The following is a 23,470-nucleotide window of genomic DNA, read 5'->3' on the forward strand; positions in this document are numbered from 1 at the left end:
CACGCGCACGCTCCCGCGCGTGCTCCCCCGCGAGAGGCAGTAGGCGAGTGAGCAAGTACCTGGTAACCGGTGGCGCCGGATACGTCGGCAGCGTGGTCGCGGCCCACCTCCTGGAGGCCGGCCACGAGGTGACCGTCCTCGACGACCTCAGCACCGGCTTCCGCGTCGGCGTCCCGGCGGGCGCCGCCTTCATCGAGGGCCGCATCCAGGACGCCGCCCGCCACCTGGACTCCTCCTACGAGGCGGTGCTGCACTTCGCGGCCTCCTCGCAGGTCGGCGAGTCCGTGGTGAACCCGGGCAAGTACTGGGAGAACAACGTCGGCGGCACGCTCGCCCTGCTCGGCGCGATGCGCGGGGCGGGCGTGCGCAAGCTGGTGTTCTCCTCCACCGCCGCCACCTACGGGGAGCCGACGGAGGGCCTGCTCACCGAGGCCTCGGTGACCGCGCCGACCAACCCGTACGGCGCCTCGAAGCTGGCCGTCGACCACATGATCGCGGGGGAGTGCGTGGCGCACGGCCTGGCCGCGGTGTCCCTGCGCTACTTCAACGTGGCCGGGGCCTACAAGGAGTTCGGCGAGCGGCACACGCCCGAGACGCACCTGATCCCGCTGGTCCTCCAGGTCGCGCTGGGCGAGCGCGAGTCGATCTCGGTGTTCGGCGAGGACTACCCGACCCCGGACGGCACCTGCGTGCGCGACTACATCCACGTCGCCGACCTGGCGGAGGCCCACCTGGCCGCTCTCAAGGCCGCCGCCGGCGGGGAGCACCTGATCTGCAACCTGGGCAACGGCAGCGGGTTCTCGGTCCGCGAGGTCGTCGAGACGGTCCGCAAGGTCACCGGCCGGGAGATCCCCGAGGTCGTCGCCCCGCGGCGGGCCGGCGACCCCGCGATGCTGGTCGCCTCCGCCCGCACGGCGCACGAGCGCCTCGGCTGGACCCCGAGCCGCTCGGACCTGACCGGCATCATCACGGACGCGTGGAACTTCGCCCGCACGCACACCGCCTGACCCACGGGTATCCCCCCGGAACACCGCTGTCCTGCGCGCCCCCCGCACCCTGTCCGGTGCGGGGGGCGCGTGCGTGTGGGCCATGCGCTGCCGCCGGGCGCTGTGCGCGGGCGCCCGGCGTGCACACGCCGGGTGAATTACCCCCCGTGCAACTGCCCGTGGCACGCGCCGGTACGGAAGCCGCCATCCGGACCGGTGGTACAGGTGATTTCAAGCCATGACAAAGGCGGTTCGGAACGCCTGCGCCGGAAAATCGCTGGGAAAACTTCTGCTATTCGGCCAACCGTGAGCGGCACCCGGCCCTACGCTGATGCGTGACACCGGTGGGGGCCGGTGTTGATTCAGGGGTCGAGACAAGTCGGGTACGACGTCCGCTCCGGGGTAGTGCAGAGGTGTCACGGCGGCGGCCGGGGCAGCTGCGGATCACCCGGTCCGGGCGCCGTACCCGCCGTCGTCCGTTCCCCTACCCTTGGGGGTTTTGTGGTTCGTATCCGGGTTCTCGTCGTCGACGATCACCGCATCTTCGCCGAATCGCTCGCAGCCGCGCTCGCGGCCGAGCCGGACGTGGACGTGTCCGCGGCCGGCAGCGGCCCCGCCGCCCTGCGCTGCCTCGAACGCGCGGTGGCCGAGGGCCGCCGCTTCGACGTCCTGCTGGTCGACGCCGATCTCGGCGCGGTCGCCGGGGCCGTGCCCGCCCAGCGGGAGTCGGGGACGGGGCCACCGCCGCCCGGCTCGGACGGGATCGCGCTGGTCGCCGGGGTGCGGGTGACCCACCCCGGGGTCCGTACGGTCGTGCTCGCCGAGCGCGACGACCCGCGCCGGGCCGCGCACGCGCTGCAGGCCGGGGCCTCGGGCTGGGTGGCGAAGGACTGCTCGCTCTCGCGGCTGCTGGCCGTGATCCGCGGGGTGCTGCGCGAGGAGACCCACCTGCCGCCCGCGCTGCTGACCGGGGTGCTCCGGGAGTTGACCGCGGCGCGCAAGCACCGGACGGACAGCGAACGGCTCGTGGAGTCGCTCACTCCGCGCGAGCACGAGGTGCTGCGCTGCATGGTGGCGGGGCTGGGACGCAAGGACGTGGCCGCGCGCCTGTTCCTGTCCCCGCACACCGTCCGCACGCACATGCAGAACGTGCTGGGCAAGCTCGGCGTGCACTCCACGCTGGCGGCGGTGGCGCTGGCCCGGCGGGCCGGCGTACGACCGGCCGACCTAGCCGGGGATGTTGTCGAACGGAGCGGTCAACTGGCGTAGCAGCCCGGCGAGATCACCGCGCTGGTTCTGCGAGAGCTGGGCCAGGATCGCCCGCTCCTGCGCCAGCAGCCCGGCGAGGGCCTGGTCCGCACGGTCCCGGCCCTCGGGGGTGAGCCGCACCAGGACCCCGCGGCGGTCGCTGGGGTCCGGGAGCCGCTCGACGAGGCCCTTCTTGGCGAGCCGGTCGATGCGGTTGGTCATGGTGCCGGAGGTGACCAGGGTCTGGGTCAGGAGCTGGCCGGGAGAGAGCTGGTAGGGCGCGCCGGCCCGGCGCAGGGACGTCAGGACGTCGAACTCCCACGGCTCCAGGCCGTGCTCGGAGAAGGCGAGCCGGCGGGCGCGGTCGAGATGGCGCGCGAGCCTGCTGACGCGGCTCAGTACCTCGAGCGGTTCCACGTCGAGGTCAGGGCGCTCCCGCCGCCATGCCGCCACCAGTCGGTCGACCTCGTCCTCCATGCGGATCAGTGTAAGGGGTCTGTCGATGTGAAGTCTCTTCATACCGAGTATCTTGATCACGAGCATCTTGACGTCGAGATATAAATCGCGCGAGCATGGGGCATGGAGGGGGCCGGAACAGATTCCGCTTCCGACCGCCCCGCCAGCAGGGAGGCTCGAACATGTATTCCGATACCGCGCACTCGGGGACCCCCACGTCCACCGCGCCCTCCGCTCCCACTTGGGATCCCCAGCAGTACCTCCGGCACGCAGGCCACCGCACACGGCCCTTCCTCGACCTCCTCAACCGGATACCCGAGCTCCCCAACCGGCCCGCCCGCATCGCCGACCTCGGCTGCGGCCCCGGCAATGTCACCGCGCTCCTCGCCGACCGCTGGCCCGGCGCCCGCATCACCGGCTTCGACCTCTCCCCGGAGATGCTCCACCGGGCCACCCAGGAGCACGCCGGCCCCACCCCCGGCGGCGGCAGCCTCGACTTCCGCCACGGGGACCTCGCCGGCTGGCTCCCCGAGGAGCCCTACGACCTGATCGTCTCCAACGCCGCCCTGCAGTGGGTCCCCGGCCACGCCGGCTCCTTCGGCGCCTGGATCAACGGCCTGCGCCCCGGCGGCACCTTCGCCTTCCAGATCCCCGGCAACTTCACCGCCCCCAGCCACGCCCTGCTCGCCGAACTGTGCGACACCCCGCGCTGGCGGTCCCGGCTCGCCGGCCACGGCGCCCGCTACATCCACCTCCTCGAACCCGCCGAATACCTTGCCCGGTTCACCGCGCTCGGCTGTGCCGCCGACGTCTGGGAGACCACCTACCACCAGCTGCTCCAGGGCCCCGACGCCGTTCTCGACTGGGTCAAGGGCACCGCCCTGCGGCCCGTCCTCACCGCCCTCGGCGACGACCGCGAAGCCGTGGACGCCTTCCTCGCCGAATACCGAGACCGGCTGCGCGTGGCCTATCCGGCCGGGCCCCGCGGCACCGTCTTCCCGTTCCGCCGGATCTTCGCCGTCGCCCGCAAGGAGGCCTGACCGTGCTCACCGCCGTCGACCACGTCCAACTCGCCGCGCCGCCGGACTCGGAGGACCGGCTCCGCGCCTTCTACACCGACGTCCTCGGCATGACCGAGATCCCCAAACCGCCCGTCCTCGCCGCGCGCGGGGGCTGCTGGTTCGCCGCCGGACCGGTCCAGCTGCACCTCGGCATCGAGGAGGACTTCCGGCCCGCCCGCAAGGCCCACCCCGGACTGCGGGTGACGGGGATCGAGGCGTACGCGAACAGACTGGAGGAACGGGGTGCCAAGGTCGTCTGGGACGACGACCTGCCCGGCCACCGCCGCTTCTACTCCGAGGACCCCGTCGGCAACCGGCTCGAATTCCTTGAAGAGCACGCCCTGGAAGCGCAGGCCCTGGAGGAGTGCGGCTGACCAGGCCCGCGCACCACACGACGGCGCCCCGCCACCGAGTGTTCGGTGACGGGGCGCCGTCGTGCGCGCCGCGCCGCTCAGCTCTTGCGGCGGCCCACCAGCTGCGGCTTCGACTCCAGCCCGTCCAGCCCGTGCCAGGCCAGGTTGACCAGGTGCGCGGCCACCTCCGCCTTCTTCGGCTTGCGGACGTCCAGCCACCACTGCCCGGTCAGCGCCACCATCCCGACCAGCGCCTGCGCGTACAGCGGCGCCAGCTTGGGATCGAAGCCCCGCGCCTTGAACTCCAGCCCCAGGATGTCCTCGACCTGCGTGGCGATGTCACTGATCAGCGAGGCGAAGGTGCCCGTCGACTGCGCCACGGGGGAGTCCCGGACCAGGATCCGGAAACCGTCCGTGTACGACTCGATGTAGTCCAGCAGCGCGAACGCCGCCTGCTCCAGCAGCTCGCGCGGATGCCCGGCCGTCAACGCCCCCGTCACCCCGTCCAGGAGCTGGCGCATCTCCCGGTCCACGACCACCGCGTACAGCCCCTCCTTGCCCCCGAAGTGCTCGTACACCACCGGCTTGGACACCCCGGCCTTCGCCGCGATCTCCTCCACCGACGTGCCTTCGAAGCCCTTCTCCGCGAACAGGGTCCGGCCGATGTCCAGCAGTTGCTGGCGCCGCTCCGCGCCGGTCATCCGCACCCGGCGGCCGCGCCGGGGCTTGTCGCTGCTGGAATTACCGCCGTCGATCGCCACGCCCCCCATCATGCCGCTTTCGCGTCGCTTTCCCGGCGCCGGGCATCGATGCGGGCCGCCGACGGCCAGCGCACGTCCGTGGCCCAGCCGAGCTGCTCGCACCAGCGGATCAGCCGCGCGCTGGAGTCGACCTGGCCGCGCAGCACACCGTGGCGCGCCGAGGTCGGATCGGCGTGGTGCAGGTTGTGCCAGGACTCCCCGCAGGAGAGCACCGCCAGCCACCACACGTTGCCGCTGCGGTCCCGGGACTTGAACGGCCGCTTGCCCACCGCGTGACAGATCGAGTTGATCGACCACGTCACGTGGTGCAGCAGCGCGACCCGGACCAGCGAGCCCCAGAAGAACGCCGTGAACGCGCCCCACCAGGACATCGTCACCAGACCGCCCACCAGCGGCGGGATCGCCAGCGACAGCATCGTCCAGAAGATGAAGTCACGCGAGATCCGCCGGATCGCCGGATCCTTGATCAGGTCGGGGGCGTACTTCTGCTGATCGGTCTGCTCCTCGTCGAAGAGCCAGCCGATGTGCGCCCACCACAGCCCCTTCATCAGCGCCGGCAGCGTCTCGCCGAACCGCCACGGCGAATGCGGGTCACCCTCGTGATCCGAGTACTTGTGGTGCTTGCGGTGGTCCGCCACCCAGCGCACCAGCGGCCCCTCCACCGCCATCGAACCCATCACGGCCAGCGCGATCCGCAGCGGCCGCTTCGCCTTGAAGGAACCGTGCGTGAAGTAACGGTGGAAACCGATGGTGATCCCGTGGCAGGCCAGGAAGTACATGAAGACCATCAGGCCCACGTCCAGCCAGCTCACCCCCCAGCCCCACGCCAGCGGGATCGCCGCCAGCAGGGCCACGAAGGGAACGGTGATGAACAGCAGCAGAGCGATCTGCTCGATGGACCGCTTGTTCTCGCCGCCGAGAGTCGCGGACGGCGCAGTTGTCTCGGAGGATGCCGAAGCACCCTCGATCAGATCGGGACTGGTGGTCATGGGTGTCCCCTGGGGGGTGAGAGAAGTCGGCAGGCTCCCTGGTTACGAACCCCGCGAACCCTACGGACCCGTAACCTACGGCATCGTAAGTATGGCAAAGCCGGGTCCCGAGGCAAGAGGAGCGCGGCCGGGGTGAAGACGCGCCCGCCGACAGGGCGCGCGCCGTCTGGTGAGACGTCTGCCCGGGCACACGCGCGGGACACCTATCCTGGTCCCGTCGGACAGCGCGGTCCGCACGGGCAGCCCGAGCTGCGCATCAGGAGCGACGATCCCCCGGACGCAGTCCGCAGGGGCATCGGAGCGCGCGGCCGGCAGCCCACCGCCCAGTAGCGCTCGAACACTGCAAGGAGCCGCACCTGTGAGCAGTGCTGACCAGGCCCCCCAGGGCCAGGCCCCCGTCACCCCGGCCGCCACCGCCAACGCGGAGCTGCGCGCGGACATCCGCCGCCTCGGCGACCTCCTCGGGGAGACCCTCGTACGCCAGGAGGGGCAGGAACTCCTCGACCTCGTCGAAAAGGTGCGCGCCCTCACCCGCACGGACGGCGAGGCCGCCGCCGAGCTGCTCGGCGACACCGACCTGGAGACCGCCGCCAAGCTCGTACGCGCCTTCTCCACCTACTTCCACCTCGCCAACGTCACCGAGCAGGTGCACCGCGGCAAGGAACTGCGCGCCCACCGTGCCGCCGAGGGCGGGCTCCTCGCCCGCACCGCCGACATGCTGAAGGACGCCGACCCCGAACACCTGCGCGAGACGGTCAAGAACCTCAACGTCCGCCCCGTCTTCACCGCGCACCCCACCGAGGCGGCCCGCCGCAGCGTCCTCAACAAGCTGCGCCGCATCGCCGCCCTGCTGGAGGAGCCCGTCACCGGCGCCGGCGACCGCCGCCGCCACGACCTGCGGCTCGCCGAGAACATCGACCTCGTCTGGCAGACCGACGAACTGCGCGTGGTCCGCCCCGAGCCCGCCGACGAGGCCCGCAACGCCATCTACTACCTCGACGAGCTGCACGCCGGCGCCGTCGGCGACGTCCTGGAAGACCTCGCCGCCGAGCTCCAGCGCGTCGGCGTCGAGATCCCCGCCGGCACCCGCCCGCTGACCTTCGGCACGTGGATCGGCGGCGACCGCGACGGCAACCCCAACGTCACCCCCGACGTCACCCGCGACGTGCTGATCCTCCAGCACGAGCACGGCATCACCGACGCCCTGGAACTCATCGACTTCCTGCGCGGCCTGCTGTCCAACTCCATCCGCTACACCGGGGCCACCGAGGAACTCCTCGCCTCCCTCCAGGCCGACCTGGAACGCCTCCCCGAGATCAGCCCGCGCTACAAGCGGCTGAACGCCGAGGAGCCGTACCGCCTGAAGGCCACCTGCGTCCGGCAGAAGCTCCTCAACACCCGCGAGCGCCTCGCCAAGGGCACCCCGCACGAGGAGGGCCGCGACTACCTCGGCACCGCCGAGCTGCTCGTCGACCTCACCCTCATCCAGACCTCCCTGCGCGAACACCGCGGCGCGCTCTTCGCCGACGGCCGCATGGACCGCACCATCCGCACCCTGGCCGCCTTCGGCCTGCAGCTCGCCACCATGGACGTACGCGAGCACGCCGACGCCCACCACCACGCGCTCGGGCAGCTCTTCGACCGCCTCGGCGAGGAGTCCTGGCGCTACGCCGACATGCCGCGCGACTACCGCGGCAAGCTCCTCGCCAAGGAGCTGCGCTCCCGCCGCCCGCTGGCCCCCACCCCGGCGCCCCTCGACGCCGCCGGGCAGAAGACCCTCGGCGTCTTCCTCGCCATCAAGGACGCCTTCGAGAAGTTCGGCCCCGAGGTCATCGAGTCCTACATCATCTCGATGTGCCAGGGCGCCGACGACGTCTTCGCCGCCGCGGTACTGGCCCGCGAGGCCGGACTCGTCGACCTGCACGGCGGCTGGGCCAAGATCGGCATCGTCCCGCTCCTGGAGACCACCGACGAGCTGCGCGCCGCCGACGTCATCCTCGACGAGATGCTCGCCGACCCCTCCTACCGGCGCCTCGTCTCCCTGCGCGGCGACGTCCAGGAGGTCATGCTCGGCTACTCCGACTCCAGCAAGTTCGGCGGCATCACCACCAGCCAGTGGGAGATCCACCGCGCCCAGCGCCGGCTGCGCGACGTGGCCCACCGCTACGGGGTGCGCCTGCGCCTCTTCCACGGCCGCGGCGGCACCGTCGGACGCGGCGGCGGCCCCTCGCACGACGCGATCCTCGCCCAGCCCTGGGGCACCCTGGAGGGCGAGATCAAGGTCACCGAGCAGGGCGAGGTCATCTCCGACAAGTACCTCGTCCCGTCGCTGGCCCGCGAGAACCTCGAACTGACCGTCGCGGCCACCCTGCAGGCCTCCGCCCTGCACACCGCGCCCCGCCAGTCCGACGAGGCCCTCGCCCGCTGGGACGCGGCCATGGACGTCGTCTCCGACGCCGCGCACGCCGCGTACCGCGCGCTCGTCGAGGACCCGGACCTGCCGTCGTACTTCTTCGCGGCGACCCCCGTCGACCAGCTCGCCGACCTCCACCTGGGCTCCCGCCCCTCGCGCCGCCCCGACTCGGGCGCGGGCCTCGACGGCCTGCGCGCCATCCCGTGGGTCTTCGGCTGGACCCAGTCCCGCCAGATCGTCCCCGGCTGGTACGGAGTCGGCTCCGGCCTGAAGGCCCTGCGCGAGGCCGGACAGCAGGACGCCCTCACCGAGATGGGCGAGCGCTGGCACTTCTTCCGCAACTTCCTGTCCAACGTCGAGATGACGCTGGCCAAGACCGACCTGCGGATCGCCCGCCACTACGTCGACACCCTCGTGCCCGACCACCTCAAGCACGTCTTCACCCGCATCGAGGCCGAGCACGAGCTCACCGTCAACGAGGTCCTGCGCATCACCGGCGGCAGCCGCCTGCTGGACTCCAACCCGGTCCTCCAGCAGACCTTCGCCGTCCGCGACGCCTACCTGGACCCCATCTCCTACCTCCAGGTCTCCCTCCTGGCCCGCCAGCGCGCGGCCGCCGCCCGCGGCGAGGAGGCCGACCCGCTCCTCGCCCGCGCCCTGCTGCTCACCGTCAACGGCGTGGCCGCGGGCCTGCGCAACACCGGCTGAGCCCCCGCGCCCGGACACGACGGAGCCCCCGCACCGGCCGGTGCGGGGGCTCCGTCGTGTCCGTCAGGAGTTGTACGTGGACTGCGCGCGCTCCAGGCCCTCCTGGATGAGGCACTCCACCGAGTCGGCGGCCCGGTCCACGAACCAGTCCAGCTCCTTGCGCTCAGTGGAGGAGAAGTCCTTCAGCACGAAGTCCGCGACCTGCATCCGGCCCGGCGGCCGGCCGATGCCGCAGCGGACCCGGTGGTAGTCCGGGCCCATCGACTTCGTCATCGACTTCAGACCGTTGTGGCCGTTGTCCCCGCCGCCCAGCTTCAGGCGCAGCGTCGGGTAGTCGATGTCCAGCTCGTCGTGGATCGCGACGATCCGGTCCAGCGGCACCTTGTAGAAGTCGCGCAGGGCCGTCACCGGGCCGCCGGAGAGGTTCATGTACGTCATCGGCTTCGCCAGCACCACCCGGCGGTTCGCCGGTCCCGGCGCGCCGATGCGGCCCTCGACCACCTGGGCCCGGGCCTTGTGCGCCTTGAACTTCCCGCCGATCCGCTCCGCCAGCAGGTCGGCCACCATGAAGCCGATGTTGTGGCGGTTGCCCGCGTACTCCGGTCCGGGGTTGCCGAGGCCGACGATCAGCCAGGGTGCCGCGTCGTCCGACATCAAAAGCTCCTTAAGGCCTTGAACGAAGACGACCGCCGTCCCGCTCCAGTGGAGCCGGACGGCGGTCGGTCAGCAACTGCTGAGGGGGGAAGGCGAGGCTCAGGCCTCGGTGCCCTCGGTGCCCTCGGCGGCCGGCTCCTCGGCCTGCGGGGCCACGACCTGCAGGACGGCGATGTCGCCGTCGACGGCCAGGGTGGTGCCCGTCGGGAGGACCAGGTCCTTGGCGTGGATGGTGGCGCCGGCCTCGAGGCCCGCGATGGAGACGGTGACCTCGGTCGGGATGTGCGTGGCCTCGGCCTCGACGGAGATGGTGTTTTGGAGGGTCTCCAGCATGTTGCCGCCGGCGGCCAGCTCGCCCTCGGTGACGATCGCGACGTCGACGGTGACCTTCTCGCCCTTCTTGACGATCAGGAAGTCGACGTGGGAGATCGAGCGCTTCAGCGGGTGCTTCTGCACGGCCTTCGGGATGACCAGCTCGGTGCCGGCGTCGCCGAGGTCCAGGGAGATCAGGACGTTCGGGGTGCGCAGCGCCAGCTGAAGGGCGTGGGCGTTGACGTTGACGTGCTTCGGGTCGGTGCCGTGGCCGTAGATGACGGCGGGGGTCAGGGCGTCGCGACGGGCCTGACGGGCGGAGCCCTTGCCGAACACGGTGCGGACCTGGGCGGAAAGCTTGACCTCGGACATGCTCACTCCTCGTGGGGTGACGAAAAAGGACGACAGTCACCCGGCCGGAACGGCCTGCTACGAAGAGCGCGTCGATAACGGAGCATCCGTACCGGAAAAAGGTACGGCCTCCCTCGCCGAGCAACTCATGGAGTGTACCCGGCAGGGGAGGCCGTACCAAAAACGATCTACCGCGGAGCGGCTACTGCTGCTCCTCGAAGAGGCTGGTGACCGAACCGTCCTCGAAGACCTCGCGCACCGCGCGCGCGATCATCGGGGCGATGGAGAGCACCGTGATCTTGTCGAGCTCCAGGTCGGACGGGTCCGGCAGGGTGTTCGTGAACACGAACTCGCTGACCTTGGAGTTCTTCAGGCGGTCGGCCGCGGGGCCCGACAGGATGCCGTGCGTGGCCGTCACGATGACGTCCTCGGCGCCGTGCGCGAACAGCGCGTCGGCCGCGGCGCAGATGGTGCCACCGGTGTCGATCATGTCGTCGACCAGGACGCAGACGCGGCCCTTGACCTCACCGACGACCTCGTGGACGGTCACCTGGTTGGCGACGTCCTTGTCGCGGCGCTTGTGCACGATGGCCAGCGGCGCGTCCAGACGGTCGCACCAGCGGTCGGCGACGCGCACGCGGCCGGCGTCCGGGGAGACGATCGTCAGCTTGGTGCGGTCCACCTTGGCGCCCACGTAGTCCGCGAGGACGTTCAGGGCCGACAGGTGGTCCACCGGGCCGTCGAAGAAGCCCTGGATCTGGTCCGTGTGCAGGTCGACCGTGAGGATGCGGTCCGCACCCGAGGTCTTCAGCAGGTCGGCGACCAGGCGGGCCGAGATCGGCTCGCGGCCCTTGTGCTTCTTGTCCTGGCGGGCGTACCCGTAGGACGGGATGATCACGGTGATGGAGCGCGCCGACGCGCGCTTCAGCGCGTCGATCATGATCAGCTGTTCCATGATCCACTTGTTGATCGGAGCCGTGTGGCTCTGGATCAGGAAGCAGTCCGCGCCGCGAGCCGACTCCTGGAAGCGAACGTAGATCTCACCGTTCGCGAAGTCGAAAGCCTTGGTCGGCACGAGGCCGACTCCCAGCTGGTGCGCGACCTCCTCGGCCAGCTCGGGGTGGGCGCGGCCGGAGAAGAGCATCAGCTTCTTCTCGCCGGTCGTCTTGATCCCGGTCACAGCACTGTCTCCTCAGACGTGTTGAAGCTGCTCGCCCCCATGTGCGTCCGTCCCGCACACGGTGAGCCAGCCGAATTGCGTGCACCTATCACGGTACGCCGTCGCGGGCGTACCTGTTTCCGGTCAGTTCACCTCAGTGGCGCTCGGAATCCTCCGAGGCAGCCGACTGCGCCGCCGTGGCGGCCGCGCTTCCCGGACGCTTGCGGGCCACCCAGCCCTCGATATTCCGCTGCTGGCCGCGGGCCACGGCCAGCGCACCGGGCGGCACATCCTTGGTGATCACGGATCCGGCCGCCGTGTAGGCGCCGTCCCCGATCGTGACGGGAGCCACAAACATGTTGTCCGACCCCGTCTTGCAGTGTGAGCCGACGGTGGTGTGGTGCTTGTGCTCACCGTCGTAGTTCACGAACACGCTCGCCGCGCCGATGTTCGTGTACTCGCCGATCGTCGCGTCGCCCACGTAGGACAGGTGCGGCACCTTGGTGCCCTCGCCGATCGTCGCGTTCTTCATCTCCACGTACGTGCCGGCCTTGGCCTTCGCGCCGAGGTTCGTGCCCGGACGCAGGTACGCGAACGGCCCCACGGTCGCCTGCGGGCCCACGACCGCGCTCTCCGCGACCGTGTTGTCCACCCGGGCGCCCGCGCCCACCGTGGTGTCCTTCAGCCGGCTGTTCGGGCCGACCTCGGCGCCCTCGGCGATGTGCGTGGCGCCCAGGAGCTGGGTGCCGGGGTGCACGAGCGCGTCCTGCCCGAAGGTGACGGTCACGTCCACGAAGGTGCTCGCCGGGTCGACGACCGTCACGCCCGCGAGCATGGCCTGCTCCAGCAGGCGCGCGTTCAGCAGCGCGCGGGCCTCGGCCAGCTGGACGCGGTTGTTGATCCCGAGGATCTGGCGGTGGTCGCTGCCGACGGCCGCGCCGACGCGGTGCCCGGCCTCGCGCAGGATGCCGAGGACGTCGGTGAGGTACTCCTCGCCCTGGCTGTTGTCGGTGCGGACCTTGCCGAGCGCGTCGGCGAGCAGGCTGCCGTCGAAGGCGAAGACGCCGGAGTTGATCTCACGGATCGCCCGCTGGGCGTCGGTGGCGTCCTTGTGTTCGACGATGGCCGTCACGGCGCCGCCGGCGTCCCGCACGATCCGTCCGTAGCCGGTGGAGTCCGGCACCTCGGCGGTGAGCACGGTGACGGCGTTGCCGTCGGCCTCGTGCGTCGCCGCGAGCCGCGCCAGCGTCTCGCCGGTCAGCAGCGGGGTGTCGCCGCAGACCACGATCACGGTCCCGTCGACCGGGCCGCCGAGCTCTTCGAGGGCCATGCGGACGGCGTGCCCGGTGCCGTTCTGCTCGTACTGGACGGCGGTGCGGACGCCGGCGTCGATGCCGGTCAGGTGCGCGGTGACCTGCTCCCGGGCGTGCCCGACGACCACGACGAGGTGGGCGGGGTCCAGCTCACGGGAGGCGGCGACCACGTGACCGACGAGCGAGCGCCCGCAGATCTCGTGCAGAACCTTGGGAGTGGCCGACTTCATGCGGGTGCCTTCACCCGCTGCGAGTACGACGACGGCTGCCGGGCGGTTGGCGCTCACGGGGATGCCCTTCGGCTTCGGGGGTGGACCCGTGAAGGATACCGGGGTGTAAAGGAGCCGAAACGAGGGCGGGTAAAGGAGGAGTCGAAACAGGGTGGGGCGGGTGAGGGAGCCGAGAGGGAGCCGAAACGAAGGCGGGTCCCGACCGATGGTCAGGACCCGAGGTGCTGCGCAGCTCCCCTGTCAGGACTCGAACCCGAACATAAGGCACCAAAAGCCTCAGTGCTGCCAATTACACCACAGGGGATGGTTAATCAGGCCGAATCGGACGGTTTGCTGATCCGATCAAGCCGACCGTCCCTACTATGCCGTACCACCCGGCCTCAATGCGACGGTACTCGTGTCCGCCGTTTCGGAGGCGGGAATTGCCGGGGCCCCCGCGGAGGGCGCCCGTACGCTGGACGGCATGACCAGTACGGGGGAAGTGGAAGGCCGCGCTGGGCCGCCGTTGTGGTGGGCGCGGCGACGGGATGCCGTGGCGGACGTGGCGCTCGCCGGGGTGTCCGCCGTGGAGTGCGCGTGGGAGGGCGTGACCTTCGCCCGTGAGGCGGGGCTGCCGACCGCGGTCGGGGTGGCGTTCGGGTTCGTGGTGGGGGCCACGCTCGTGCTGCGGCGGCGGTGGCCGATCGCCGTGGTGCTCGTGGGCATCGCCGTGGCCCCGGCCGCGATGGGGTTCCTGCTCTCGGTGGTGGGCATGTACTCGCTCGCCTCCTCCGAGGTGCCCCGGCGGATCATCGCCACCCTGGCCTCGATGTCGCTGGCCGCGACCTTCGTGGTGATGTACCTGCAGACCCGCGGGGACGTCGAGGCCGATCCGCAGCTCGTGGTCGCGCTCTCAGGATTCGTCGCGGTGGCGCTGACCGTGCCGCCCTTGCTGCTCGGGCTCTACATCGGGGCCCGGCGGCGGTTGATGGAGAGCCTGCAGGAGCGGGCGGACTCGCTGGAGCGGGAGCTGTCGTTGCTGGCGGACCGGGCGGAGGAACGGGCCGAGTGGGCCCGTACGGAGGAGCGGACCCGCATCGCGCGGGAGATGCACGACGTGGTCGCGCACCGGGTGTCGCTGATGGTGGTGCACGCGGCCGCGCTGGAGGCGGTGGCGGTCAAGGACCCGGCGCGGGCGGCGAAGAACGCGGCCCTGGTGGGTGACATGGGGCGCCAGGCGCTGACGGAACTGCGGGAGATGCTCGGCGTGCTGAGGGCTGCGCCGCAGCCGCAGCCGCAGCCGCAGCCGTCCGCGGCGCGTGCGGTCGTGGCCGCGGTGGCCGCTGTGCCGGTGGCTTCGGTCGCGCTCGTGGGGGGTGCGGGTGCGGGTGCAGGTGCGGGGGGCGAGGACGGGCCTTCGATCGACGAGCTGGAGGTGCTGGTCGGGCAGTCGCGGGAGGCCGGGATGGTCGTGGAGATGCTGGTGCAGGGCGAGGGGCCGGCCTACGCGGCGGAGGTCGAGCAGACGGCGTACCGCGTGGTGCAGGAGGCGCTGACCAACTGCCACAAGCACGCTCCGGGGGCGCGGGTCGTGGTGCGGCTCGCGCACCGGGACGGGGAGGTGGCGATGCAGGTGGAGAACGGGCCGTGCGAGGGGAAGGCGGACGGGGTCGGGCTGCCGAGCGGGGGGAACGGGCTGGTCGGAATGCGGGAGCGCGTGCTCGGGCTGGGCGGGGTCTTCGTGTCCGGCCCGACGGACGCGGGCGGCTTCAGGGTGTCGGCGGTCCTCCCGATCCGCTAGACACCGGCCCCGGCCGACTGGGCCTGGCCGGTTGGCCGCGCCACGGGTCGGCTGCGCCGCGGGTTGGCTGCGCCGCTTGGCTTCGGGTGGGCCGGTTGTGCCGAGGCCGAGCGGGTGGGGGCCGGTTGTGCCGGGGCCGGGCGCGCGCCGGGGCGTCTCCTCGGACGCCGAACGTGTCGAGGGGTCGGAGAGCTCGACCTTGTTGCGTTCGGCGCCCTGCGGGGATCACCCCGACACACACCCGACCCCGGCCCAACCGGCCCGGCTGCGCCGATCCTTCAGCCCTGCCGCACCGACTCCCGCCGGACTGCACCATTCGGCTTCGCCGCACACATTCAGCCTCGGCCGCACAAATTCAGCCTCGCCGGCGTTTGAGGCGCGGGGTCCGGGGCGGAGCCCCGATCTTTGAGCCGCACCATTCACCGGCGCCGCACCACTCCAGCCTCCGCCGCGCAATCCAGTCTCGCTGCACAATCCAGCCCGGGCTCACAATCCGGCTTCGCCGCACAATTCAGCCCCTCCGGCGTTTGAGGAGCGGGGTGCGGGGCGGAGCCCCGGTCCTTGAGCCGCACTGTCCAGCCTGGCTGCGCCATCCGGCCCCGGCTCACAATCCAGCCTCGCCGGCGTTTGAGGCGCGGGGCCGAGTCCCGGGGGCGGGGCCGCGCCGGGGAGGCGGCAGCCCCGGCAGGGAGGCTACGGGTCAGGACGTGGTGAGGCGGGTGGGTTGGAGGCCGGTGAGGAGGAGGGTGAGGGATTCGTCGAGGGTGGAGCCGAGGTACCAGTCGCCGGTGTGGTCGATGCCGTAGACGCGGCCCTCGCGGTCGAGCGCGAGGTGGGAGCCGCCGTCGGCCTCGACGCCGAGGGGGCAGAGCTGGGTGGACAGGGCCCGGCCGAGGTCGGCGAAGGTGCGGGCGAGGTGGAGGCCCGTGAGCGGGTCGAGCCGGACCGGGGTGGGGGCGATCTGGCGGCCGGGTCCGGAGGCGGTGACGGTGAGGCCGCCGAATTCGGCCCAGGCCTCGACCGCGGCGGGGAAGACGGTGTGCCGGTGTCCGGCGGGCGTGGTGTGGTCCCGGAGCGCGTCGGCCCAGTACTCGGCCTGCTTGATGTCCCAGCGGCCGGGCTCCCAGCCGGCCGTGCGCAGGGCGGAGTCCACGGCGACCGGGAAGCGGGTGGCCGAGGAGCGGTCGTAGGAGGCGGAGGTGGGGGTCATGGCCTACTCGGCTGGGTTGAGGTCGACGGGGCGTACGCCGAAGTGGGCGAGGAGGGCGTCGCAGGAGCGGCAGGGCGGTGCGTAGCTGCCGTGGAGGGGGTCGCCGTCCTCGCGGATGCGGCGCGCGGTGATCTTGGAGTGCTTGAGGGAGCGGCGGGCCTCGCTCGCGGAGAGCGGTTTGCGGGAGGCGCGCCGGGAGCGGGCCGCCTCGACGGCGGCGAGGTGGCGGGAGAGCAGTATCGCCTCGGGACACCGGCCGGTGAAACGTTCGCGCTGGCCGCTCGTGAGGGTGTCGAGGAAGTCCTGGACGAGGGGGTGGAGTACGGGGGGCTGGTCGGCCTTGCCGGCGGTGCCGGTGAGGGTCTCGCCGCGTACGGAGAGGGCGGCGGCGACGGTGGGGAGGATGCCGTCGCGGCGGAAGCGCAGGACGGGTGCGACGGGGCGGCCGTCGGTGCTGCTCCAGCGCAGGCGGGGGTCGCCGGGTGGGCCGGCCGCCTCGCCGGCCGGGCCCGCGGTGGTCGGCGTGCCCGGTGCTTCCGGGGTGGTGTCGCCCGGTTCTGTGCGTGTTGCCGTGTGGTGCATGGTCGCGCTTTCCCTCCCGTGGCGGCGGTGGTGACCGCTGTCCCGCACGCCCCCGTGCCGCGGGGACAGCCTGCCAAACGTCACCTGTCATGCGGAAGCGGGGTCGAATTTTCGTATCAATTCGGATGTTCCTGGCCCCGAGGTCGGTGCGCCGGTCGTGGGCGGGTGAGGCTCTTGCCCCAGCGCATAGGCTGTGGTGAACCAGCCAGATCCAGCAGGGGGCTACCGCCATGACGACAGGTCGGCTCGGGCAGCAGGCCGCGCCACCCAACGCCGCTTACTCGGGGCAGGTCGTGCATTTCCCGGACCCGGTCCGGGCCGCTCGGCATCCCCACGGGGTGCGGATGGACGGCAACGGGCATCCGGACTTCTCCGCGTACGCGCGTGCGGCCGTGGAGATCGCCGAGCCGCCGGAGGGCTTCGGCGTCGACGAGTTGCGGCTGACGGACTACGTGTCCGCGAACGCGGCGATGAAGGCGGCCGGACACGAGTTGTGGGACACGGTCGGGACGGTGGCGACCCCGCACGGCTGGACCTGGCACCACGTGGCGGGTTCGCGGCGCATGGAGCTGGTCCCGGTCGAGGTGAAGGCCCTGCTGCGGCACCACGCGGGGCTGGCGACGGCCCCGGTGGACCACGAGAAGCGCGGGACACGGCCGTTGCAGGAGCTGCGCCCGGTCCACATGGGGTTGCCGAAGTCGGTGGTCTCGGTGTCCGAGGAACTGGTGCAGGGGGTCGAGGAGGACCTCGGCTACCGGCTGCCGGAGGCGTACCGCTCGTTCCTGAAGGCCGCGGGCGGCTGCGCGCCGGTGGGCGCGGGCCTGGACGTGGAGCTGGGTCTGCTGGTGGACCAGCCGTTCTTCACGGTGCGTGAGGAGGCGGCGGTCAACGACCTGGTGTACGTCAACAAGTGCCTGCGGGACCACCTGACGAAGGACTACCTGTGCGTGGCCTTCGCGCAGGGCGGGCTGCTCGCCCTGAAGGTGAAGGGCGAGGCCATCGGCTCGGTCTGGTTCTCCCCGTACGACGACGCGCGCGACCAGGACGGCTGGTCGGTACAGGAGCGCGTGGAGCGGCTGTTGCTGCCGTGCGGTGCTGATTTCGACGCCTTTCTGGAGCGGCTGGCGGGCAATCCGCCGGAGCTGGAGTCGGTGGCCGGTCTGATGGTGGACGGCGGATTCGCACGCTCGGTTCCCGTGGCGGGGCCGGTTCCGTCGGTGCGTCCCGGTTCGGATGAGGGGTGACGGCGCGATGGTGACCTTTGCGCAGGCGCAGGAGCGCGCCGAGGAGTGGATCAACGGGGACGTGCCCGCGTACCAGCACCGCGAGGTGCGCGTACGGGAGTTCGGGCTCGGGTTCGTGGTGTGGGCGGAGGACCGTGCGGCGGGTCCGGTGTCCGGGGGTGGCCGGCAGCGGCTGGTCATCGCGCGGGACAGCGGCGAGGTGACGCTGTGGCCGGGGCTGCCGGTGGGTGAGGTGATCCGCCGGTACGAGGAGGAGTACGGGGCGGTCGCCGCCTCGGCCGCTTCGGAGGCTTCGGTTCCGCCGCCGCGGATCGACTCGGAGCAGACCTCGTTCATGCTGAGTCCGCCGGAGTGGCTGCAGGAGGCCGCGGACCGGGCGGGGATTCCGCGGGCGCCTGCGCCCGCGCCCGCGCCTGCGCCTGCGTCGGCTTCGGCTTCGGATTCCCTCGGCGGTGAGCCCGCCGCCGCGGCTCCGGCCCCGCCTTCGGCGCCGGTGGAAGCGGTGCCGTTGCGGCGCGGGGGCGAGATCCCGTACGAGCCGACGGCCAACGACGGCGTCCCGGCGACCGGCCCGTCCCCGTCCCCGGCCCCGGCCCCGGCCGTGGTGCCGACCGGTGCCACGCCGTGGGCGGGTACCGATGTGAACTCCGGTACGGACGACGCGTCCGTACCGCTGCCCGCGACCGTGTTCGCGCCGCCGTTGTCGGGGTCGGACCTGGAGGACAGGCCGTCCTCCGGTGTGGCTCCGGAGGCCAAGACCACGCTGATGCCGGGTGGCAGTCAGCTGCCGAGGACGGCCGTGGTGCCCGCGCTGGGCTCCCCGGCGTCCGACATCGCCGACGCGCCGACGAGCAAGGCACAGGTCTCCCGGCCGGGCCGGCCGTCGACGCCTCCCGGTGCGCCCGGTGCCCCCGGTGCGCCGGGTGCGGGCGCGGGTCAGCCGTCGACGCCGCCGGGTCCGCCCGGTGTGCCCGGGGCCCATCACGCCGCGACGATGCTCGCGGGTCCCGGCGTACCGCAGCCTCCCGGCCCGCCCGGTGCCCCCGGTGCGCCGGGGGCGGGTCAGCCTCCCGGTCCTCCCGGTCCGCCCGGCGCCCCCGGTGGCGGGCTCGACCATGCCGCGACGATGCTCGCCGGTCCCGCCGTGACCGGTCGGCCGCCCGCGCCGCCCGGCCCGCCCGGTGCCCCGGGCGCCGGCGCGCCCCAGCCGCCCGGCCCGCCCGGTCCGCCGGGGGCTCCCGGGTCGCTCGGCCGCGGGCTGGACCACGCCGCGACGATGCTGGCCGGTCCGGCCGTGACGGGTCAGCCCCCGGCGCCTCCCGGTCCGCCCGGGGCTCCCGGTGCGCCCGGTGTGCCCGGGGCCCATCACGCCGCGACGATGCTCGCGGGTCCCGGCGTACCCCAGCCTCCCGGTCCGCCGGGGGCTCCCGGCGCTCCCGGCGGCGGGCTCGACCATGCCGCGACGATGCTGGCCGGTCCCGGCGTACCGCAGCCTCCCGGCCCGCCCGGCCCGCCGCCGGGCGGACCCGTGGCGCAGCCCCCGGTCCAGGTCCCGACCGGTGCGCCCACGGTCGGCCCCGGCTACCAGGCCGTGCTGCGCTACCGCGCGCCCGACGGCTCCGAGCAGCAGCTCATCCGCCGCTCGGCGCCCGGCACCCCGCACCCGGAGTGGCAGATCCTGCACGAGCTGCGCGCCATGAACGTGCCGCCGCAGCAGGTGCTGGAGCTGCACACCGAGCTGGAGTCCTGCGAGCTGCCCGGCGGTTACTGCGCGCGGATGATCCGCGAGACCTGGCCGCAGGTGCGGATCACCAGCGTGGCCCCGTACGGGAAGGACCACGCGGGCCGCCAGGCCGGCATGCGGCACCTGCTCACCCATCAGGGCGAGCTGCACCAGGTGGCGGACGGTCCGGCGCGCCCCGCGCCGGTGCGGGCGCCCCTGCCGCAGGTCCCGCTGCAGCCGGCGATCCCGCTGGAGGCGATCGCGCAGGAACTGACGGGGGCGTTCGGTCCGCAGGGCGTGTTCCGCTTCGACCAGCGGGCGGTGTCCCGCCAGGGCGTGCCGGAGATCGTGGCGCAGACGCTGATGTGGTCGGGGCTGCCCGTCGACTTCGGGCCGTTCTTCTGGGCGCAGGCGGTGCCGGGTCAGCCGGTGCCGACGCTCGCCGAGATGGCCGCGCAGCGGCAGGTGCAGCCGGCTTCGGACGCGGGCTCGTACCTCGTGGTCGGCAGCGACTTCGGCAAGGCGCTCTGCGTGCAGTACGGGACCGCGCACATCGTGGCCGTGCCGGTCGAGGGCGGTCCGGGAGGTGCTCCGGTGCCGCCGCAGTTCGTGAACTCGAGCCTGCCGCAGTTCGTGCGTTCCCTGGCGATGCTGGGTCACATGTGGCGGCTGCGCCAGCATCTGACGCCGGAGCAGGCCGGCCGGTGGACCGTCGATTTCCAGGCGAATCTGGCCGGGCTCGACAGTGCGGCGCTGGCGTCGCCGGAGAGCTGGTGGTCGGTGCTGCTGGAGCAGATGTGGGACGGACTGCTCTGAGGTCGCCCTGATCGGGTGACCGGTGGAATGGCCGGGTCGGGACCCTCGGAGGGGGTCTCGGCCCGGCCATTCGGGCTTCTGGGATCAAATGGCGCATCCTTGACGGGAATCCCCGCGAGAGAGGCGCATCAGGATGAGTGCACCCATTGCGACCGTGCGCGGTCGCGGCTACCGCATGGAAGAAGTCGACCGGTATCTCGCCCGGCTCTCCGGGAGCCGCGACGACGCCTGGGAGCGGGTGGCACGGCTGACGGTCCTGGCCAAGCAGATGGAGTCGGAGGCGGCGCGGCTGCGGGAGGCGGTGGCCGGGCTCGCCCCGCAGACGTACGACGAACTGGGCGAGCGGGCCCGGCGGATCCTGCTGCTGGCGGAGGAGGAGGCGGACGCCGTACGGATGGACGCGCGGGCGGACGCGTTCGCGACGCAGGGCGCGGCCGAGGCGCGGGCCGACCGGGCGGCGGATCTGGCGCGGGGCGACGCGGAGGCGGTGCGCGAGCAGACGGAGGTCCGGGTCCGGCAGGGCCTGCTGCGGGCGCAGCGGGAGGCCGACGACGTACGGGCGGAGGCCCGGGACGACGCGGCGGCCTGGCGGGCGGAGGCGACGGCCGCGCTCGCGGAGACGCGGCGGCGGGCGGACACGACGCTGGCGGAGCGCGAGCAGGAGCAGGCGGAGCGGTGGGAGGCGGCCGAGCGGAGCCTCGCGGAGCGGGAGGCGGAGCTGGAGGCGCGCCACGCCGAGCTGGAGCGGTACGCGGAGGCCCGCCTGGCGGAGGCCCGGCGGGGGTTCGCGGAGGCGGAGGAGTCGGCGCGGCACGGCCAGGAGGACGCGGAGGCGCGGGCCGCGGAGCTGGTGGCGGCGGCGCGGGTGCGGGAGGAGCGGGCGGGGCGGGAGACGGAACGCGTCCTGCGGGAGCACGGGGAGACCGGGGACGAGATGCGGGCCCACATGGACCACGTCCGCTCCAGCCTCGCCGCCCTGACGGGCCGAGCCCCTGCGGAGGGCTGACGCGCACGGGCCGGCGCGCCGCCGTTGCTGGGGGCCGGCCCCGGAGCCCCGCCACTTTCAGCCCCTCCGGCGTTTGAGGAGCGGGGTCTGGGGCGGAGCCCCAGGAAACGGTGAAAGGGCGGGGCGGGGAGCAGCTCCGCGCAGCGGCGCCGTAGCCGGGGCCGGCCCCGGACCCTCCCCCAGACTCCGTCCGGGGGGACCCCCCCCCGCCTCAAACGCCGGCGAGGCTGGAGGCGGCGGGGCCCGCAGGGGTCAGGTCGGTGAGGAAGTCCTCGATCAAGGGGGCGATCTGCGGGAGGTGGGTTTCGAGAGCGAAATGGCCCGCGCCCTCGAAGACGTGGACGGCGGCGTCCGGGACGTCCTGGAGGTAGGCCTTGGCGCCCGCCGGGGTGAAGAAGGGGTCGCCCGCGCCCCAGACGACCAGCACCGGCACCCCCGCACTCCGCAGCCACGCCTGCCAGGCGGGGTAGTGCGCGAAGTTCGAGCCGTAGTCGAAGGCCAGGTCGGCCTGGGCGTCGGCGCGCCCCGGCAGGCCGAGGTGGTGCACGTCGAGGGTCAGGCTGTCGGGGGAGATCAGGCCGGTGTCGGCGACGCCGGTCTCGTACTGGAAGCGGGTGCCCTCCAGGGTGAAGAGGCCGCGGATCCGCTCCTCGTTGCCGGGGACCTCGCGCCGGAGCCCGGCGAACTCGCGGGCCGCGTCGGAGAGGCCCTCCTCGTACGCGTTGCCGTTCTGGACGATCAGGCCGGTCACCCGCTCCGGGCGGCGCGTGGCGAGCCGCAGTCCGACGGGGGCGCCGAAGTCGAAGACGTACAGGGCGTAGCGGTCGAGTCCGAGGGCGTCGGTGAAGCTCTCCACGATGTCGGCGAGCCGGTCGAAGGTGTACGTGAACCCGGCCGGGGCCTCGGTCCGGCCGAAGCCGGGGTAGTCGGGGGCGATCAGGCGGTACGGGGTGTCGCCGAGGGCGTCCATCAGGCGGGCGAACTGGTACGAGGCGGTGGGGAAGCCGTGCAGGAGCAGCAGGACGGGGCCGTCGGCGGGGCCGCTCTCGCGGTAGGCGACGCGGACTCCGTCCACGTCGACGGTGCGGTGCTGGATGGTCGGGATGGTGCGGCGAGCGGTCATCACATGCCTCCTGCGGCTTCGTTTCCATTAGTCTTGCCGGTGATCGCTAATGGGTCAAGTGGTTGCAGTAGCATTAGTTGGGTGACAGTGACCTTCCCGCTCAACGGTGAGCCCCTCGCGCTGGACCTCCTCAACACCCGTACCGCCGAAGGCGACCTCGTCGCCGACCCGGCGGGCCTCGCGGCCTGGCTGGACGTGCAGGCCGGGCGGCTGACCCCGGTCGGCGCGGTGGGCGCGGCCGAGGTGGCCGCCGTACGGGCCGTACGCGAGGCCGCGCGCCCGGCGCTCGACGCGGCCCGGCGCGGGGAGCGGCCCCCGGCCGGGGCGCTGGCCGCGCTGAACGGGGCGCTGGGCGCCGCGCCGTCCCACCGGGTGCTGGCCTGGACGCGGGAGGACGGTACGACCGCGCCCGCGCACCGCTCGGCCGATCCGGCCCCGCGGCTCGCCGCCGAACTGGCCGAGGCGGTCGCGGAGCTCCTGACGGATCCCCGGGTGGGTCAGGTCCGCGCGTGCGAGGCGCACGACTGCGTGCTGCTCTTCCTGCCGGCCCACCCCCGCCGCCGCTGGTGCGTCGCCTCGGCATGCGGCAATCGGGCCCGCGTGGCCCGCTACTACGCCCGCCACAAGGGGCAGTCGGACGAGTGACGGGCCGGTCCTGGCCGGAAGCCGAGCAGGTCGGGCGGGGTGGCTGCGCCGCTTGGGCCGGGTGAGGGGGTGGGCCGGTTGTGCCGGGGCCGGGCCGGTTGGCTGCGCCGCTCGGGCCGGGCTTTGGGTGGTGGCCGGTTGTGCCGGGGCCGGGCGCGCGCCGGGGTGTCTCCTCGGACGCCGAACGTGTCGAGGGGTCGGAGTGCGGAGCCTTGTTGCGTTCGGCGCCCTGCGGGGATCACCCCGACACACCCCCGACCCCGCCCCAACCGGCCAGGCTGCTACCCCTGTCGCGCCAACTCCAGCCTGGCGCACCATTCGGCTTCGCCGCGCAAATTCAGCCTCGC

The 23,470-nt window shown here is 72.8% G+C and carries 20 protein-coding genes and 1 tRNA gene; 10 read left to right on the forward strand and 11 right to left on the reverse strand.

The genetic code is table 11. The features are described from left to right. Positions 1–47: 47 nt before the first annotated feature. Both galE and ACFYZ4_RS14035 read left to right on the forward strand, forming a co-directional pair. A complete protein-coding gene (gene galE / locus ACFYZ4_RS14030; protein WP_390783992.1) occupies positions 48–1,007 on the forward strand; it encodes a UDP-glucose 4-epimerase GalE in 960 nt (319 codons plus the stop codon). Positions 1,008–1,487: 480 nt separating this feature from the next. Next, the gene (locus ACFYZ4_RS14035) at positions 1,488–2,255 is read left to right on the forward strand and encodes a response regulator transcription factor (protein WP_351298822.1); all 768 of its coding nucleotides are present in this window, start codon (positions 1,488–1,490) and stop codon (positions 2,253–2,255) included. Here ACFYZ4_RS14035 and ACFYZ4_RS14040 read toward each other — a convergent pair. Continuing rightward, positions 2,214–2,711 (reverse strand): MarR family winged helix-turn-helix transcriptional regulator, encoded by a 498-nt coding sequence (locus ACFYZ4_RS14040; RefSeq protein WP_030386194.1) that lies wholly within the window; start codon positions 2,709–2,711, stop codon positions 2,214–2,216. The two genes, ACFYZ4_RS14035 and ACFYZ4_RS14040, sit on opposite strands and share 42 nt — an antisense overlap. A 161-nt stretch (positions 2,712–2,872) precedes the next feature. Between ACFYZ4_RS14040 and ACFYZ4_RS14045 the strand changes: the two genes are divergently transcribed. Together ACFYZ4_RS14045 and ACFYZ4_RS14050 are read left to right on the forward strand one after the other, a co-directional pair. Continuing rightward, positions 2,873–3,730: a trans-aconitate 2-methyltransferase gene (locus tag ACFYZ4_RS14045; RefSeq protein ID WP_390783993.1), complete on the forward strand. Its 858-nt coding sequence runs from the start codon at positions 2,873–2,875 to the stop codon at positions 3,728–3,730. A 2-nt stretch (positions 3,731–3,732) separates the two neighbouring features. Next, positions 3,733–4,125 carry a VOC family protein gene (locus ACFYZ4_RS14050; RefSeq protein ID WP_351298817.1) on the forward strand — a complete coding sequence of 131 codons (393 nt, stop codon included), beginning with the start codon at positions 3,733–3,735 and terminating at the stop codon, positions 4,123–4,125. A gap of 77 nt (positions 4,126–4,202) precedes the next feature. Here the strand turns inward: ACFYZ4_RS14050 and ACFYZ4_RS14055 are convergent, their stop codons facing one another. Together ACFYZ4_RS14055 and ACFYZ4_RS14060 are read right to left on the reverse strand one after the other, a co-directional pair. Then, positions 4,203–4,877, reverse strand: coding sequence for a TetR/AcrR family transcriptional regulator (locus ACFYZ4_RS14055; RefSeq protein WP_030827526.1), 675 nt, complete (start codon positions 4,875–4,877; stop codon positions 4,203–4,205). Beyond that, positions 4,874–5,854 (reverse strand): fatty acid desaturase, encoded by a 981-nt coding sequence (locus ACFYZ4_RS14060; protein ID WP_351298814.1) that lies wholly within the window; start codon positions 5,852–5,854, stop codon positions 4,874–4,876. The genes ACFYZ4_RS14055 and ACFYZ4_RS14060 overlap by 4 nt, the downstream gene beginning before the upstream one ends. A gap of 358 nt (positions 5,855–6,212) precedes the next feature. On the opposite strand from ACFYZ4_RS14060, the gene ppc reads away from it, so the two are divergent. Next, positions 6,213–8,975 carry a phosphoenolpyruvate carboxylase gene (gene ppc, locus ACFYZ4_RS14065; RefSeq protein WP_351298811.1) on the forward strand — a complete coding sequence of 921 codons (2,763 nt, stop codon included), beginning with the start codon at positions 6,213–6,215 and terminating at the stop codon, positions 8,973–8,975. A 63-nt stretch (positions 8,976–9,038) separates the two neighbouring features. On the opposite strand, the gene pth is transcribed toward ppc, so the two are convergent. The 5 genes from pth to ACFYZ4_RS14090 all read right to left on the reverse strand — a co-directional run bounded on the left by pth (position 9,039) and on the right by ACFYZ4_RS14090 (position 13,298). Further along, positions 9,039–9,629, reverse strand: a complete 591-nt coding sequence (gene pth, locus ACFYZ4_RS14070) for an aminoacyl-tRNA hydrolase (protein WP_319729251.1) — start codon at positions 9,627–9,629, stop codon at positions 9,039–9,041. A gap of 99 nt (positions 9,630–9,728) precedes the next feature. Beyond that, the gene (locus ACFYZ4_RS14075) at positions 9,729–10,313 is read right to left on the reverse strand and encodes a 50S ribosomal protein L25/general stress protein Ctc (protein ID WP_390783994.1); all 585 of its coding nucleotides are present in this window, start codon (positions 10,311–10,313) and stop codon (positions 9,729–9,731) included. 181 nt (positions 10,314–10,494) lie between these two features. Then, a complete protein-coding gene (locus ACFYZ4_RS14080; protein WP_030723354.1) occupies positions 10,495–11,472 on the reverse strand; it encodes a ribose-phosphate diphosphokinase in 978 nt (325 codons plus the stop codon). A 133-nt stretch (positions 11,473–11,605) separates the two neighbouring features. Then, the gene (glmU, locus tag ACFYZ4_RS14085) at positions 11,606–13,051 is read right to left on the reverse strand and encodes a bifunctional UDP-N-acetylglucosamine diphosphorylase/glucosamine-1-phosphate N-acetyltransferase GlmU (RefSeq protein ID WP_390783995.1); all 1,446 of its coding nucleotides are present in this window, start codon (positions 13,049–13,051) and stop codon (positions 11,606–11,608) included. A 175-nt stretch (positions 13,052–13,226) separates the two neighbouring features. Further along, positions 13,227–13,298, reverse strand: a tRNA-Gln gene (locus tag ACFYZ4_RS14090). 159 nt (positions 13,299–13,457) lie between these two features. On the opposite strand from ACFYZ4_RS14090, the gene ACFYZ4_RS14095 reads away from it, so the two are divergent. Continuing rightward, positions 13,458–14,774, forward strand: a complete 1,317-nt coding sequence (locus ACFYZ4_RS14095; protein ID WP_390783996.1) for a sensor histidine kinase — start codon at positions 13,458–13,460, stop codon at positions 14,772–14,774. 700 nt (positions 14,775–15,474) lie between these two features. Here the strand turns inward: ACFYZ4_RS14095 and ACFYZ4_RS14100 are convergent. Both ACFYZ4_RS14100 and ACFYZ4_RS14105 read right to left on the reverse strand, forming a co-directional pair. Then, entirely contained in the window at positions 15,475–15,984 is a 510-nt protein-coding gene (locus tag ACFYZ4_RS14100) for an SUKH-3 domain-containing protein (protein ID WP_390783997.1), read from the reverse strand. 3 nt (positions 15,985–15,987) lie between these two features. Beyond that, on the reverse strand, positions 15,988–16,566 hold the full coding sequence (locus tag ACFYZ4_RS14105) for a YwqJ-related putative deaminase (protein ID WP_351292294.1): 579 nt from the start codon (positions 16,564–16,566) through the stop codon (positions 15,988–15,990). 230 nt (positions 16,567–16,796) lie between these two features. Here ACFYZ4_RS14105 and ACFYZ4_RS14110 point away from each other — a divergent pair, with 230 nt between their 5' ends. The 3 genes from ACFYZ4_RS14110 (at position 16,797) to ACFYZ4_RS14120 (ending at position 21,355) form a co-directional block, all read left to right on the forward strand. After that, a complete protein-coding gene (locus tag ACFYZ4_RS14110; protein WP_351292296.1) occupies positions 16,797–17,810 on the forward strand; it encodes an SMI1/KNR4 family protein in 1,014 nt (337 codons plus the stop codon). 7 nt (positions 17,811–17,817) lie between these two features. After that, on the forward strand, positions 17,818–20,349 hold the full coding sequence (locus tag ACFYZ4_RS14115) for an SUKH-4 family immunity protein (RefSeq protein ID WP_390783998.1): 2,532 nt from the start codon (positions 17,818–17,820) through the stop codon (positions 20,347–20,349). Positions 20,350–20,482: 133 nt separating this feature from the next. After that, complete coding sequence (locus ACFYZ4_RS14120) at positions 20,483–21,355, forward strand: cellulose-binding protein (RefSeq protein WP_390783999.1); 873 nt, start codon at positions 20,483–20,485, stop codon at positions 21,353–21,355. Positions 21,356–21,566: 211 nt separating this feature from the next. On the opposite strand, the gene ACFYZ4_RS14125 is transcribed toward ACFYZ4_RS14120, so the two are convergent. Further along, a complete protein-coding gene (locus ACFYZ4_RS14125) occupies positions 21,567–22,478 on the reverse strand; it encodes an alpha/beta fold hydrolase (protein ID WP_390784000.1) in 912 nt (303 codons plus the stop codon). Between the two features lie 81 nt (positions 22,479–22,559). On the opposite strand from ACFYZ4_RS14125, the gene ACFYZ4_RS14130 reads away from it, so the two are divergent. Continuing rightward, a complete protein-coding gene (locus ACFYZ4_RS14130; RefSeq protein ID WP_390784001.1) occupies positions 22,560–23,123 on the forward strand; it encodes a CGNR zinc finger domain-containing protein in 564 nt (187 codons plus the stop codon). Positions 23,124–23,470 lie beyond the last annotated feature (347 nt).

Source organism: Streptomyces sp. NPDC001513 (assembly GCF_042894695.1).
In the GTDB taxonomy this organism is placed as follows: domain Bacteria; phylum Actinomycetota; class Actinomycetes; order Streptomycetales; family Streptomycetaceae; genus Streptomyces.